This window comes from Shewanella marisflavi (assembly GCF_002215585.1).
In the GTDB taxonomy this organism is placed as follows: Bacteria; Pseudomonadota; Gammaproteobacteria; order Enterobacterales; family Shewanellaceae; genus Shewanella; species Shewanella marisflavi.
The window spans coordinates 945,968-960,115 of the sequence record NZ_CP022272.1; the positions used below are offsets into that span (position 1 = coordinate 945,968).

13 protein-coding genes are annotated in these 14,148 nt (G+C 51.4%); 3 read left to right on the forward strand and 10 right to left on the reverse strand.

Annotated elements, in window-relative coordinates; translation table 11 throughout:
* The first annotated feature begins 32 nt into the window (after positions 1-32).
* Positions 33-1,304, forward strand: a complete 1,272-nt coding sequence (locus tag CFF01_RS04190; protein ID WP_408640511.1) for a glycerophosphodiester phosphodiesterase family protein — start codon at positions 33-35, stop codon at positions 1,302-1,304.
* Between the two features lie 93 nt (positions 1,305-1,397).
* On the opposite strand, the gene proC is transcribed toward CFF01_RS04190, so the two are convergent.
* The 4 genes from proC to putP all read right to left on the reverse strand — a co-directional run bounded on the left by proC (position 1,398) and on the right by putP (position 6,143).
* Entirely contained in the window at positions 1,398-2,210 is an 813-nt protein-coding gene (proC, locus tag CFF01_RS04195; RefSeq protein WP_033539675.1) for a pyrroline-5-carboxylate reductase, read from the reverse strand.
* Positions 2,211-2,283: 73 nt separating this feature from the next.
* Positions 2,284-3,531 (reverse strand): glutamate-5-semialdehyde dehydrogenase, encoded by a 1,248-nt coding sequence (locus tag CFF01_RS04200; protein ID WP_033539674.1) that lies wholly within the window; start codon positions 3,529-3,531, stop codon positions 2,284-2,286.
* A 2-nt stretch (positions 3,532-3,533) separates the two neighbouring features.
* Complete coding sequence (proB, locus tag CFF01_RS04205; protein ID WP_033539673.1) at positions 3,534-4,634, reverse strand: glutamate 5-kinase; 1,101 nt, start codon at positions 4,632-4,634, stop codon at positions 3,534-3,536.
* Between the two features lie 12 nt (positions 4,635-4,646).
* Entirely contained in the window at positions 4,647-6,143 is a 1,497-nt protein-coding gene (gene putP, locus CFF01_RS04210; RefSeq protein ID WP_088903977.1) for a sodium/proline symporter PutP, read from the reverse strand.
* An 815-nt stretch (positions 6,144-6,958) separates the two neighbouring features.
* On the opposite strand from putP, the gene CFF01_RS04220 reads away from it, so the two are divergent.
* Entirely contained in the window at positions 6,959-7,855 is an 897-nt protein-coding gene (locus tag CFF01_RS04220) for a mechanosensitive ion channel family protein (RefSeq protein ID WP_088903979.1), read from the forward strand.
* Positions 7,856-7,858: 3 nt separating this feature from the next.
* On the opposite strand, the gene mgtE is transcribed toward CFF01_RS04220, so the two are convergent.
* The 4 genes from mgtE to CFF01_RS04240 all read right to left on the reverse strand — a co-directional run bounded on the left by mgtE (position 7,859) and on the right by CFF01_RS04240 (position 10,738).
* Positions 7,859-9,214: a magnesium transporter gene (gene mgtE / locus CFF01_RS04225; RefSeq protein WP_033539670.1), complete on the reverse strand. Its 1,356-nt coding sequence runs from the start codon at positions 9,212-9,214 to the stop codon at positions 7,859-7,861.
* 298 nt (positions 9,215-9,512) lie between these two features.
* Positions 9,513-9,710, reverse strand: coding sequence for a DUF4344 domain-containing metallopeptidase (locus CFF01_RS04230; RefSeq protein ID WP_157704933.1), 198 nt, complete (start codon positions 9,708-9,710; stop codon positions 9,513-9,515).
* 252 nt (positions 9,711-9,962) lie between these two features.
* Positions 9,963-10,241, reverse strand: a complete 279-nt coding sequence (gene ppiC, locus CFF01_RS04235; protein ID WP_033539668.1) for a peptidylprolyl isomerase PpiC — start codon at positions 10,239-10,241, stop codon at positions 9,963-9,965.
* Between the two features lie 191 nt (positions 10,242-10,432).
* The gene (locus tag CFF01_RS04240; protein ID WP_052125662.1) at positions 10,433-10,738 is read right to left on the reverse strand and encodes a hypothetical protein; all 306 of its coding nucleotides are present in this window, start codon (positions 10,736-10,738) and stop codon (positions 10,433-10,435) included.
* 338 nt (positions 10,739-11,076) lie between these two features.
* Between CFF01_RS04240 and CFF01_RS04245 the strand changes: the two genes are divergently transcribed.
* Positions 11,077-11,970 carry a LysR family transcriptional regulator gene (locus CFF01_RS04245; RefSeq protein WP_033539667.1) on the forward strand — a complete coding sequence of 298 codons (894 nt, stop codon included), beginning with the start codon at positions 11,077-11,079 and terminating at the stop codon, positions 11,968-11,970.
* Positions 11,971-12,186: 216 nt separating this feature from the next.
* On the opposite strand, the gene CFF01_RS04250 is transcribed toward CFF01_RS04245, so the two are convergent.
* Both CFF01_RS04250 and CFF01_RS04255 read right to left on the reverse strand, forming a co-directional pair.
* Positions 12,187-12,756 carry a LutC/YkgG family protein gene (locus CFF01_RS04250; RefSeq protein ID WP_033539666.1) on the reverse strand — a complete coding sequence of 190 codons (570 nt, stop codon included), beginning with the start codon at positions 12,754-12,756 and terminating at the stop codon, positions 12,187-12,189.
* Position 12,757: 1 nt separating this feature from the next.
* Positions 12,758-14,146 carry a lactate utilization protein B gene (locus CFF01_RS04255; protein WP_088903980.1) on the reverse strand — a complete coding sequence of 463 codons (1,389 nt, stop codon included), beginning with the start codon at positions 14,144-14,146 and terminating at the stop codon, positions 12,758-12,760.
* Positions 14,147-14,148 lie beyond the last annotated feature (2 nt).

The following is a 14,148-nucleotide window of genomic DNA, read 5'->3' on the forward strand; positions in this document are numbered from 1 at the left end:
ATAATCGATTGCCAAATCAAACAGCTAATCTTATGGCCTTAGCGGGCATACTATTGGGCAGCTTTAGCCTGACAGCATGTAACAGTAGTGATGATGACAATCAGGTCGAGAGCAATCCGCTCGCTGCCGTAATGGGGATCGACAAACAGGTGTCGGCTCAGGTGGGACTCAGACCTCTGTTTCTGATGGATCAGATGGTCGATGGGGAACTCAAGAGCCAGCTGGAGCAATGTCGTCAGGGGCCTTTCTATCGCAGCGACTTTTCTATTGGGCATCGCGGTGCCGCCATGCAGTTTCCAGAGCATACTAAAGAGTCTTATCAGGCCGCCATCGATTCAGGCGCTGGCGTAGTGGAGTGTGATGTGACCTTTACTGCCGACAAGGCGTTGGTGTGTCGCCACTCTCAGTGCGATCTGTCGACCACTACTAATATCTTGGCCATCGACGATATCGCGGCCAAGTGCAGCGTACCCTTTACCCCGGCCGATCCTGTTAATGGCGTGAGTGCCAGCGCAACCTGTTGTACCAGCGATATCACCCTGGCGGATTTCAGGCGTCTCAAAGGCAAGATGGATGGCGCTAACCCCAATGCCACCACGGTAGAAGCCTATATGGCGGGCACCGCCAACTGGCGCACGGATCTCTACGCCGGAGACGGCACTCTGATGACCCATGCCGAGAGTATCGCCATGTTTAAGGCCGCCGGGGTCAAGATGACTCCCGAACTTAAGGCGCCGAGTGTGGCTATGCCGTTCGATGGTATGACACAAGAAGATTATGCTCAGATGATGTTGGATGAATATCAGGCGGCTGGGGTTTCGCCATCAAGCGTCTATCCCCAGTCTTTCAATCTGGCGGATGTAAAGTATTGGATTGCCAATGCGCCTGAGTTTGGTCAGCAGGCGGTTTATCTCGATGACAGATACGATTTGAGCGATTTCGATCCGCAAGACAGCGCCACCTGGTCGCCGAGCATGGATAGCCTGGCGGCAGATGGCGTGCAGATCATCGCACCGCCACTGTGGGTATTGGTTACGCTGGACGATGAGGGCAAGATAGTGCCTTCTGAATATGCCAAGGCAGCCAATGCCGCCGGGCTAAAGATCATCACCTGGACTTTGGAGCGCTCTGGTCTGCTGACCCAAGGGGGTGGCTGGTACTATCAGAGCATCACAGAGGCGATCAAGGATGAAGGCAAGGCTTTCGAGTTGTTGGATGTGCTCGCAAAAGAGGTTGGGGTGATAGGCGTATTCAGTGACTGGCCGGCGACTGTGACCTACTACGCCAACTGCATGGCGAAATAGCTAGGGATATCTCTGGCGAGATAAACAAAAGGCGCGCTCTTGATTGGGCGCGCCTTTTGTTTCTGTGGGGATCTTTATCGGGGAGGGGCCCCTTTAGCCGAGCGACAATTCCCTTGCCCTACGTGCTGCGCTATCCATTGCCCTGGCGACTAACTCATCTAGCTCGCCGTGCTGAAAGGCCAGTACGGCCTGCTCAGTCGTCCCCTTAGGTGAAGTTACCTGATGGCGCAGAGTTGACAGGTTTTCCTGACTGGCGATCGCCATAGAAACGGCGCCCATAGCGCTCTGCAGCACCGCCTTGCTGGCGGTTTTTGGCGGTAAGCCCTGTGCAATCGCGGCCTTTTCCATCGCTTCTAAAAACAGGAAGAAGTAGGCGGGTGAACTACCGGCCGTCGCCACTATGCTGGACATCTGGCTTTCATCATCGAGCCAAACTGTGTCGCCTACGGCGTTCATCAGCTTATCGGCGTCGCTAAACGCCATTCTATCTTCCTGGTTAGGAACAAAGAGGCCGGTTAACCCTTTACCTATCGCCGTCGGCAGATTAGGCATGGCGCAGACTAGCTTGGAGCCCTGAGGCAGCTTGTCTGTAATGCTGGCATGGGTCAGCCCTGCCGCGATAGAGATGAGCAGTTTTTGCTGACACAGCGGCGCCAGAGCCGGGCGCAGTTCATCACACACTAAGGGCACGATAAAGGGTTTTACCGCCAAGATAATGATGTCGGCAAAGGCCACTGCAGCACTGTTATCTGAGTGCACCTTGACGTTAAAGCGTTTTACCAAGGCGCTGCGGGTTTTCTGGCTCGGCGCACAGACGAGGATCTGCTCGCTACGATGGCCATGTTTGATCAGGCCGCGAATAATGGCTTGGGCCATGTTGCCACCGCCGATGAAGGCGATGCGCAACTGGGGATTTAAGCCTGTGTCTTGATAAGAGATAGAAGGCCTCCTCTTGGTGAGTTTGCTCGTTGGGTTTATCTTAGGCGCGGATCTGTCCGTCGCCTTCGACCAGATATTTTTCTGTGGTCAGCGACTCCAGTCCCATAGGGCCATAGGCGTGTAGCTTAGTGGTGGCAATGCCAATTTCGGCGCCTAAGCCTAACTCGCCACCATCTGAGAAGCGTGACGAGGCATTGACCATGACCACAGAGGCATCAACCGTGCGCTGAAAGCGTTTGGCCGTCAGCTCATTTTCGGTGCAGATCACCTCGGTATGGTTACTGCCGAAACGGCGAATATGATCGACGGCGTGATCGAAATCGCTCACCTGGCGCACGGCAAGTTCTAGATCCAGATACTCCTGACCAAACTCCTCCTCTTGCAATACCTGGGCATCGCTGAAGTACTGCTGAGTCTCATGACAGCAGTTGATCTTCACCTTATGCTTAGCCAGTGCAGTCGAGGCCATGGCAAGAAACTGAGGAGCAACATCTCTGTGGACTAACAAGCCTTCGAGGGCGTTACACACTCCGGTGCGCTGGGTCTTGCCGTTAAGCAACAGGGCTAAGGCCTTATCCAGATCGGCATCTTTGTCGACATACAGGTGACAAACACCTTTAAAGTGCTGAATAACCGGGATTTTACTATTCTCAGTCACAAAGTTAATCAGGCCTTCTCCACCTCGGGGGATAATGACATCGATAAAATCGCGCTGCTGCATCAGCTCCATCATCAGATCTCTATCTGGATCAGGAACCACGGCGATTAGCGCCGCTGGCAGGCCATATTGCTTAAGGACTTTTTGTAAGATGGCGGCGATCACCTTGCTGGTGTTCAGCGCCTCTTTACCGCCCCTTAGCACCACGGCATTACCGGATTTAAAACAAAGTGCTCCGGCATCGGCGGTAACATTAGGTCGCGCCTCGTAAATCATGCAGACCACCCCGAGAGGAACGCGCATCTTGCTGATGTTCAGTCCGTTAGGACGGGTACTCAGTGGACGCTGCTCGCCGATCGGATCGGGCAGTGAAGCTATGTTCTCAATCCCCTGGGCCATTGCCTCGATACGCTCGACATTAAGCGTTAGCCTGTCCATCATGGCTGCGCTAAGCCCAGCTTTTTCGGCATTGGCAAGATCGATAAGGTTGGCACTACGGATCTCAAAACTGTTGTCGCGTAGGGATCGCGCCATATCCAGCAGTATGGTGTTTTTGGTCTGGGCGTCGACTAGGGCTAGTGCCTGTGCCGCCTTTGCGGCATCTTGTGATAACGTTTTAATAATGCTCATATTTACTCCAATATGGCGATGTTCTTATCGCTGAGGATCGGGCCGGTTTGCTGTTCCACATCGTGGGCAAACTCCCTGTCTTCCTGTTTTGCGATGAAATTCAGTAAACAACTGCTGTAGTTGGCTTGTGCCTTGGCCAGTTTAGTGCCATCGCCTTTGCGCACTAATACTGTATCGCCGACGGAAAAGTTGCCTTTTACGGCCACTACATCGTCACTGGTCAGTTGTGTTTCATGTTCGTCCAAGGGCCCATCGAAGTTATTTTCGACAATCAGTTCCCCCTGGGCCTGTGAGGTATGGGTCATCCAGTGCACATGCTCTTGCATTGGCTGTTCAAACGGGGTGAACAGCGTGCCCGGGTTTTGCCCCTTTAATAGTTGGTTAAAGGCATCTGGGTCGAAGCCATTGACGATCACCGTCTCAATGCCGTGGGCGATCGCCTTTTCGGCCGCTTCAATCTTAGTGCGCATGCCGCCGGTACCGACCTGACTGGTGGCGCCGCCTGCCATGGCGTAGATATCAGCGTTGATCTCTGTTACCTGCTTGATCAGCTTGGCATCGTCGTGCAGCTGAGGGTTCTTGGTATAGAGCCCCTTAACGTCCGAACAGATGATTAAGGCATCGGCATCGGACGCAGCTGCAACCATAGCCGAGAGGTTGTCGTTATCGCCCACCCGTAAGGTGTCTGTGGTCACGGCGTCGTTTTCATTGACTATGGGCAATAGGCCGTGATCCAGCAGGCTGAATAGGGTGTTTTTAATGCTGATATAGCGCTCGCGGTCCCTGAGATCCCCGTGGGTAACCAGTAGCTGGGCCGAGGGAAAGTCAAACAACTTATCCCAAGTGGCCATCATGTCTGCCTGACCGGCGGCCGCCATCGCTTTCTTTTGCGATACGCTAGGCTGGTCTACATTGCCCAGCCTGTGCCAACCTGCAGCGACAGAGCCTGAGGAGACCAGGACAACCTGGACTCCCTGGGCGCGACAGTTCGCAATAAATTGGGCGATACCCAGTAGGTAATGACTACTGCATCCTTGTTTGTGGGGAGCAATCAAGGCACTTCCCACCTTAACGACGATGCGTTTCCAGTGTATGTTTGCCATGTTTGCCTCGCTTTATCTTTGTTCTGCTAGTTGTCGTCCGGCTTCGTCGAAGGTTTCTATGGTGTCTTGGCAAGGGTCGCCGTCTAAGGCGCTCACCACCCAGATCACCAAGCTGCTGGTCATAAAGCCAGGGATCATCTCATAGAGGACTGAACTTAACGCCTTACCCTCAGGTAGCACTGGCGCGTAAATCCAAAACAGTACCGTGGCTGCACCCGAGACAATACCGGCAACGGCTGCCTTGTGGGTAAGGTTCTTCTTGTACAGACTAAATAGCACCAGCGGACCGAAGGCGGCACCAAAGCCTGCCCAGGCATTACTTACCAAGGACAAGATGCTGTTAGAGCGATCCAGTGCCAGTAGACTGGCGACAATGGCTACCCCGGCAACACCGAAGCGTCCAAGTTTCACCATCTCCTCTTCGCTGGCCTCTTTTTTAGAGACTACGCGGTAGATATCTTCGGTCAGCGAACTAGATGACACCAACAGCTGAGATGAGATAGTACTCATGATGGCTGCTAGAATCGCCGCTAACAGGAAGCCACTGATCAAAGGATGAAATAGTAGCTCTGAGAAGACGATAAAGATGGTCTCAGGATCGGTTAGTTTCATATTAAACTTGTTTGCATAGGCAATACCTACAAGACCTGTACCCAAGGCACCTATGATGGTGACCGTCATCCAGCTCATGCCGATATTCTTAGCGGTCTTGATATCAGACACGCTGCGGATCGCCATGAAGCGCACTATGATGTGGGGCTGACCAAAGTAGCCCAAGCCCCAACTGAGCGCCGAGATGAGTCCCAATAGGGTGACATTTTGCATCGCCTCACCAAAATGGGGGATAGACTCATAGGCAAAGTTCATCATCTTGTCGGCACTTGTAAACTCCTGATAGGCCACCACGGGTACCAAGATCAGCGCGACAAACATGATGCAACCCTGCACAAAGTCGGTCAGGCTCACGGCCAAAAAACCGCCCAACAGGGTGTAAGACACCACGACACCTAAGGTGATCGCCAGTCCCAGCTCGTAATTAACCTCAAAAGCTGACTCAAACAACTTACCACCGGCCACTAGACCTGCCGAGGTGTAGAGGGTAAAGAAGATCACTATGATCGCCGCCGATATGATGCGGACATTGCTGCTGGAATCGTGAAAACGCTTGGCAAAAAATTCAGGGATCGTCAGGGCGTTGTTAGCCACCTCGGTATAGACCCTAAGCTTTGGCGCCACGACCAGATAGTTAACCAAGGCACCCAACAAGAGGCCTAGCGCGATATAGATGGTCTCAAATCCCACTAAAAACATGGCTCCGGGTAACCCCATAAGCATCCAGCCGCTCATGTCGGAGGCGCCAGCGGAAAGTGCCGTGACCTGAGGGCTTACTTGTCTGCCACCTAAAATGTAGCCAGAAACATCACTGGTTGAGCGGCGATAGGCAAACAGTCCAATGGCCAACATCGCCATAAAGTAGATAGCGAGTGAGATGTAGGTTAGGTAATGCATGTGTTTAGTGGCCTCCTAACGCTTTGTTATTATGAATCCCGCCGGGTTTCAACATGATAAAAAGATAGGTACTTAAGATGGCGAAGAGACAGGTTAACTGCATCGCATAAGTGGCCTTGCTCTTTAGCTTGCGCCACATTAGTGAGATGAGATTTTCTTCTGTTGCATTGTCTGACGACATTGTGCCCTCCTGAGCAGTTATAAAAAATTTAATTAGAAAGCTGATAGTTAGTGCTCGAACTATATTAGCATCGATTTGATCCATTTTTCCACCCCAAATCAGGCTTCAGCGACTGAGTTGTCTGTAGTTTGCAGGCTTGTATCCATTGCTGTTACTGGGCTTGCTGTAACTTGATGTATGCAGAAAATAAAATTTAAAAAAGGTAATAAGCCTAATTTAATTAAGGTTTATGACGAGTTTTTTGTATGATAAATCACCAGTGACGTGAAGGTTTTTGCATGCCGGCACTCAGTTTTGGCGCTGATGACAGCCATAAATACGCCCATATTAGGCAGTGGGTTAAAACCGTTTTTGGTTATACCTGTAACTATCTGTTGGCGTGTTTTCTTGCTGTGTGTCTTCTTGTTGTGCTTTTGCCAGTTGTTGGTATGCCTCAGTCAGGTCGCAGGTGCTCAGTAGGGTTAGTAAGGGAGGTGGCGAAATTTAGTAAACCGCTAGACGCATGTTGAAGTGGTCGCTGCGCTGCACATGCTAATTATTGCAGTGTTAGCGAAGTGTTTGACTTTGAGGCCTAAATCACGCTTTTCGTTCCGGCTGTTATACTCAATGAACGGCAAGTATTAGGGGAAATGGCATGAGCTGGCAGGATATCAAGGAGATCTTATCTTTCGTTCTTTTCACCTATGGTGATTCGTCGATCACTGTGTCTCAGGTGTTGCAAGTGCCGCTGCTTCTTTTGCTGGCCTGGTTTATCGTCACCCGAATCGGCAAACTTATCCGCCGTACCCTGTTAGCGCGTAAGGTCGCCCCTGATGCTGTGCATCTGTTTTCCCGTATCTACCTGGTAATCGCAATTGCCATCATCTTGGTTACCAGCCTTGAGATCCTTAATATTCCTATCAAAGCCTTTGCCTTTGTGTCGGGGGCAGTGGCTATTGGTGTAGGTTTTGGGGCACAAAACATTATCAATAATTTCATCAGCGGCTGGATCTTGATGTGGGAGCGGCCGATCCGTATTGGTGATTTTCTGGAGATTGGCGACACCAAAGGGGTAGTGGAGAGCATCAATACCCGCTCAACCCTGATCCGCCGTAATGATGGTGTGCATATGTTGGTACCCAACAGCCACCTGCTGGAAAATACCGTCACCAACTGGACCCTGATCGACAATACTGCCCGTTCCACCGTTAGGGTTGGAGTTGCCTATGGTTCCGATGTGGAGCGAGTTGCCCAGATCATCAAGCAGACCCTGGATGATCACGATGAGATTTTAGATACGCCCGCGCCCATTTCCATTTTTGAAGATTTTGGTGACAACGCGCTGATCTTCGATGGAATCTTCTGGGTGTGCGCCAATACAGAAGCGGATATTCGCCGTATTCGCAGCGATATCCGTTTTCGTATCTACAAGCTATTTACTGAGGCGGGTATAGTGATCGCCTTTCCTCAGCGGGATCTGCATCTGGACGGCGAGCTTAAGATCACTAGCACGCCGCCAAGTACCTCTGAAAAGCAGGCCCTTGAGGAGTAGAGCTTAAAGAATCAGCAGGGTTGCCAATCCTAAGAAGGAGAAGAAACCCACCACATCTGTGACCGTGGTAAGCACTACACCGCCCGCCAATGCAGGGTCTATTCCTATGCGCTTAAGTAGCGGTGGTATGCTGGCCCCCGCTAACACGCCAGTGATCAGGACAATGATCATGGCGAGTCCAAACACCAGCCCCAGTTGCCAATCACCAAACCATTTAAGCGCGATAACGGCGACCAGTGATGCCCACAAGATGGCGTTGAGCGCGCCAATACTGAATTCATGACCAATCAACTTAATAATGTTATTACGATTAATCTGATTCAATGCCAGGCCGCGTGTGACCAGGGTGAGGGTTTGACTGCCAGCGACCCCGCCCATGCTGGCGACCACTGGCATGAGCACCGCCAAGGCCACAATTTTTTCGATGGCGGCCTCGAATAGACCTATGACCCAGGCAGCGAGAAAGGCCGTCAGTAGGTTGATACCCAACCAAAGAGCACGTCGGGTGGCACTTTGGACTATGGGGGCAAACATGTCGGGGTGATTGTTCAGACCCGCCTGAGAGTAAAGCGCCTTGTCGGCTTCATCTTGAATCACGTCGATCACATCATCCACCGTGATGCGGCCTATTAATCTGTGTTCATGGTCCACTACTGGCGCGGATAGCAGATCTTTGTCTTTAAAGGTTTGGGCGACGCTGGTGGCGGGCATTTCGGGGGTAAAGCTAGTGACCTGAGTTGACATTATCTCCCGCACGCTGGTGTCCATCTCGGTGGAGACCAATAGGCTTAAGGGGACTATGCCCAGTAGGGTATTGTCTCGGTCGACCACCATCAAGCTGTCCAGGTGCTCTGGCAATGTGCCCTCGCGTTGGCGAAGGCGGCGAAGAAAACGCAGCGCAGCTTTTATCGATACGTCGGCACGCAGAGCGCTGATATCCACATCCATCAAGCCGCCAGCGCTTTGGTCTGGATAGTCTCTGACCCGCTCGTATCGCTGCCTGCGTTGGGCATCCATCGCCTGCACCATGGCCGACACCACAGGGATAGGGAGATCGGCATCGATATCCGCCAGTTCATCCATCTCCATCTGGCTGAGGCCGATAATCAGCTTAGCTTCATCGGTTTGCTCGATCAGCGCGCGGCGCAGCGGCTGGGGGAGCGCTAACAGTACCTTGGCGCAGCGTTTAGGAGTGACCTGAGGCCAGACTCTCAGACGTTCTCTAGGTGGCAGCGACTCAAGCAGACGCGCAGTTTCAGCGCTGCTCGCCTGGAGCAATATTGCTTGAATGACACTCTGATCGCCTTGGCTGATGGCGTTGTCGAGTCTGTCTGCAAGCTGCTGAAATTTATCGGTCATTCAATATCCTTAACTACATAGGCTGGGCTATTCGGCTTGTCAGGTTGGGGGCTCAAGCAGGCATAGCAATTGTTAACCTGGACCTTCCAAGCTTAGTTTACTCTAACGAATTTAGATTCTTAGTGACAGTTACATTCTTTAAGGTCTCAGTTAAAGGTTTCAACTAAAGGTGCTAGTTGGTGGCCTTAGTAAGGACATTTAAAGTGAGGTGAAACATGATGAGTGGAGCACCTATATTGCCTCTCTCCAGTCGAGGTGTACACCCGAAATATAGGCGTTAAGGGCAAGCGCGATGTTTTTATTGTCTAAGCTCATCTGCCGTATATGCTTTGATGTAAGGCTCTAATAGCCTGAGCCAGCTGAGTGAGATGGCTGAGTATTCTTCGATGCAAAGCTCGGCTCTTTCTTCCCCTAGCAGCCCTTTTTTGACGATGGCGACATACTTGTCGGGGGCGCTGCCGTAGACGTAACATAGGGTCGTAAATGTTCCCGACATTTATCGGCATTTCCTCCTTCCGTGGAGGTCAGATGAAATCGTAGAGCGGCCAAGGATGGCTTCACAGCGTGTCATAGGCGTATTTGTACATCCCTCGCCGGGCAGGCGATAGGTCACATCGAAGGTAAGAATTTCAAATCGGTATATAAGTCTATTAGGACGTTTGTTTTACACCGAAGAAGCAAGGTTTAAACCGGTTGGCGGAGAGGGGTAACAATCACCCCCTTTGAACACTTAGGCCAGATCTTAGCATCACGTCCGATACAAGACTTTCACCACATGCCAGCCGAATTTGGTCTTCACCAGATGAGGTGTGATCAATTCGCCGGTGAAGCAAACCTTATCGAAGGCGGGCACCATCTGACCTTTCTTAAATTCCCCCAGGCTGCCGCCTTTCTTACCCGAGGGGCAAGTGGAGTGTTTTTTGGCGAGTTGGTCGAACTTAGCGCCTTTATTCAGCTTGTCGATGATCTCTTCGGCGAGTTCTTTATGTCTAACGAGTATGTGAAGCGCCGCTGCGGTTCTTGCCATCTAATGTTGCCTCTTGGCCAGTAGGTTGGATCTCATGCTGGTTATTATACTGTGTTAGGTCGTGTGCGCCCAAGGGGGATTAAGTTTCAGCATAATTTTAGCTGGTAAGGCTGTTTGCAGTCGTTGGCCAAGGGCCTTCGGGGTGAAGGCCCTGAGTCTGCTCAGTGAACAGATATTCAGGCGGTGGAGATTTAGTCAACGGAGCGCAGGTTTACTTTTCGATGCGCATAATGATTATTGATTTGCAGATTTTCAGATAGGGTCATGGCGGCAGTCGACACCAGCTCACCATCTTGTTGAAACTTGTTGACTTTATTGTTAACAAAGTCAACAACATAAACTGATTGGCTCTCTTGCTTGGCAAGTACCTTAGTGGCTTGCTGCTGCGCAGCGGCTGCTGAGCAATCATTACATTCAACGGCATTTAAGTTAGCGTAAGTTGCGCCTGAAAGTGTCGATGAGAGCAGCAGGAGCAGGGTAGGGGCCATCTTTTTCATTATTATCTTCCTTATATAAATGTGATGCGCGTCACATTTATATTGCTGTGCAAATTATCGTTTGTCTAGTTTTTGTCCTAAAAAACCGTACCTTGCTTGGTGCTAAATTAGTGATTGCTATAGGGTTGTTGATGGGGGCAATGAAGCTCAGTGCACAAGTTAGGGATAGGAGATAAATTAAAGCCTTGGGGGTGGCGGGGCCTAATGGCTAGCATTTATCGGTGCTGATGAGGAATTTATTGATGGAGCGCAAGCTTAATGAGGTAAGATAGCTACCTGACACAGTTGGTTTTGTTATAATTCCTATCTATTTCTAATCGGTTTTTTCGAGGCTTTTGATGGCGCGTAGTCTAGGCACAGAACTTGAGCTCATCCATCTTTTTGTGCACCTGGTCAATGCGGGTGGTTTTTCCCAGGTGGCTAAAGAGCTGGGTATGCCGGTGGCGACAGTGAGCCGTAAGCTGACTAAGCTGGAAAGCTTGCTTGATACTCAGCTGATCATGCGAAGCACCCGCAAGCTGAGATTGACCGAAGAGGGCGCAGAGCTATTTAGTCGTTATCAAGATGTGGTCGCTCAGTTTGATAGCTGCAGTGATACTCGTATCGAAAAACCCGAGGGGACGCTGCGTATTGCCGCGCCCGTGTCGATTATCTCAATGATTTTTATCGGGGTGATCAACGACTTTTCTAAGGCCTACCCGGATATTCAACTGCATATTACCCAAAATAACTCCAGCATAGATCTGATTGATGAAGGGGTCGATGTGGCAATTGTGGGCGGTGCGCAGCCAGATTCTTCTTGGGTGTCTAAGTCACTGGGTGTCCTCGACTATGGACTGTTTGCCTCGCCGGGGTATCTTGCTTGCGCGGGTAGCCCCCATCATCCGGATCACTTGGTGGAGCATTCGCTGATCAAGGTATGGCCGCTGTTTAACTGGTCGATGAAGCATGTTAGTGGTGAAGATTTTTACTACGAAGGCCCGGCCAAGTTGACCCTTGGCGATTTAAATGGAGCCGTGCGGGCGGCAGTCGATGATGGCGGTATTCTCTATGGTCCTGAGTTATTTGTTAAGTCTGAGCTGGCGACAGGGGAACTACGCCGGGTATTGCCCGATTGGCATGGCGAGCAGCGCCGCATCTCGCTCTTATATCATCAGCGTACCCACCAACCCCTCAAGGTCAAGCTGTTCATCGAATTCATGCAAGACAGAGCCAGTTGCTTGTTCCACTAAGGAGCAAGGTGCGAGGAACTGTATCGCCTTTTCACTGGGGGAGCATCAAGGTCTCCGACCACTTTCTTAAGGTTAAGCTGTCATTAACTCAGCGCAAAATAGCGCTGTAACCTGTCTCATTTAGCGGTTTTCCATTTTTTTAGTCAAAAAAAAGCCACCCTGTAAAAGCGGTGGCTGAGCAGTTTGAGGCTGCGAAATAGGGTGTTGTGGTTACTGTTAGATCAGATACACATTCAAGCTACAGGCGCCATGGGCACCGACCACCAGAGCCTGCTCGATATCGGCCGTCTTAGAGGGGCCGGCGATAAAGACACCGAACTCACCGCTTTCCAGACCAATCTGCTTGATAGCCTGGTGCATGTTGGCAACTACCTTGTCTGCGCTCACCACCAAAAATAGGTTTTCACAGATGAAAGGGGTAACCCTATGACCTAAGTGCTGGTTGTTGACCCAGATGGCACCGTTTTCGGCAACGGCTAAGTCACCAGGGATCACCGCAAAGTCGATATCTCTTAGCTCATGAGCCGTCTCAGGCGCGTTGCGGTTACCCGTGACGCCTTCAACTTGTGAGATCACCTGCTTACCTTCTTTGACCAGTTCATCGACCTTGGCTTGCAAGGCGGCTAGACCACCTTCTTTGTGCAGAGTCCCTGCCACTGTGCCCAGGTTAGTTTCAAACTGACCAATTACATCATCCAGACGTGGACTGACATTGATTGACGGCATAGCCTGAGGTTCAACCGCGACGCTTTTTAATGCATTGAGAATAGATTGCTTGCTCGACATTTTATTGACCTCTGTTTTTGTTAAACCAAGCTTCGAAGCTGGACTTAGGCGCTACGGGCAGTTCTCTGTATTTACCCCAGGCACCCGTGAATGGCTTCAGCAGTGAGCCAGGTAGAATACGCAGCGCAGTACGAGCGACGCTCATAGAGCAGTTCAACATGGTTTCGCTGGCCATAAAGTTGCCCACAAGTGGCATATAGTTGCGCTTGCCGTAAGGTAGTTTGCCCGCCTTGGCCTTGAGGCGACGGTGATGGTGGATGATCTTATCCAATGGCACCTTAGTTGGGCAGACATAGGTACAGCTGCCGCACAGGGTACAAGCCCAAGGGATTGAGTGAGTATCATCGGCCTGGGCACCCACGGCGATACCGATAGGGCCTGGAATGGTGTAGTTGTAGCTGAAACCACCTGAGCGACGATAAACAGGACAAGTGTTCAGGCAGCCACCGCAGCGGATACATTTGAGCGACTCGGCTAGAATCTTGTCTTGCAGCATGTCGGTACGGCCGTTGTCGACGATGATCACATGCATTTCGCCGCCAGTCTGTGGACCGCGGTAAAAGCTGCTGTAGGTCGTGACAGGCTGGCCTGTGGCGTTACGCGCCAGGGTACGCAGTAGCACGGCGGCGCTGTCGAGATCCGGCACTATCTTATCTATGCCCATAGAGTGCAGTTGTAACTTGGGCAGGTTGGCGCCCATGTCAGCATTACCTTCGTTGGTGCAGACCACCACGGCGCCTTTGTCGGCGATCGCCATGTTCACCCCTGTCATGGCGGCATCGGCCGTCAGGAACTGTTCGCGCAGGTGAGCACGGGCGGCTCGGGTCAGATAGAGTGGATCAGAAGCGCCTGCTTTAGTACCTAATTTGTCATGGAAGAGGTCGCCCACTTCCTCTTTTTTTAGGTGGATAGCCGGTACCACGATATGTGATGGTGGCTGCTTGGCCAGTTGGATGATGCGCTCACCCAAGTCGGTGTCGATCACCTCAATACCTTTGCTTTCAAGGTATGGGTTAAGGTGACACTCTTCGGTCAGCATAGACTTGGATTTCACCAGCTTTTTCACCTGATGTTTGGCCAGGATGCTGTGTACTATCTGGTTGTGCTCGGCGCCATCTTTGGCCCAGTGCACTACGATACCGTTGGCTTGACAGTTTTTCTCGAAGGTTTCCAGGTATTCGCCCAGATGAGTCAGAGTGTGTAGCTTCATCTCTGAGCCGATCTCACGTAGCTGTTCCCATTCTGGTAGGCTACCGGCGGCGCGGTCGCGTTTTTCACGCAGGGTCCAAAGCGCCTTAGAGTGCCAATCGACGCGAGCTTCATCTTTGCAAAAAATGTCGGCCTTTTTAGCGTGCACACCTGAGTTGATGGCTGTGGTTTGACTAGACATGG

Coding starts and splice junctions, on each gene's coding strand:
- CFF01_RS04190 (WP_408640511.1), top strand. CDS start 33: ATGGCCTTAGCGGGCATACTATTGGGCAGCTTTAGCCTGACAGCATGT.
- CFF01_RS04200 (WP_033539674.1), bottom strand. CDS start 3,531: ATGAGCATTATTAAAACGTTATCACAAGATGCCGCAAAGGCGGCACAG.
- proB (WP_033539673.1), bottom strand. CDS start 4,634: ATGGCAAACATACACTGGAAACGCATCGTCGTTAAGGTGGGAAGTGCC.
- putP (WP_088903977.1), bottom strand. CDS start 6,143: ATGCATTACCTAACCTACATCTCACTCGCTATCTACTTTATGGCGATG.
- CFF01_RS04220 (WP_088903979.1), top strand. CDS start 6,959: ATGAGCTGGCAGGATATCAAGGAGATCTTATCTTTCGTTCTTTTCACC.
- mgtE (WP_033539670.1), bottom strand. CDS start 9,214: ATGACCGATAAATTTCAGCAGCTTGCAGACAGACTCGACAACGCCATC.
- CFF01_RS04230 (WP_157704933.1), bottom strand. CDS start 9,710: ATGTCGGGAACATTTACGACCCTATGTTACGTCTACGGCAGCGCCCCC.
- ppiC (WP_033539668.1), bottom strand. CDS start 10,241: ATGGCAAGAACCGCAGCGGCGCTTCACATACTCGTTAGACATAAAGAA.
- CFF01_RS04240 (WP_052125662.1), bottom strand. CDS start 10,738: ATGAAAAAGATGGCCCCTACCCTGCTCCTGCTGCTCTCATCGACACTT.
- CFF01_RS04245 (WP_033539667.1), top strand. CDS start 11,077: ATGGCGCGTAGTCTAGGCACAGAACTTGAGCTCATCCATCTTTTTGTG.
- CFF01_RS04250 (WP_033539666.1), bottom strand. CDS start 12,756: ATGTCGAGCAAGCAATCTATTCTCAATGCATTAAAAAGCGTCGCGGTT.
- CFF01_RS04255 (WP_088903980.1), bottom strand. CDS start 14,146: ATGTCTAGTCAAACCACAGCCATCAACTCAGGTGTGCACGCTAAAAAG.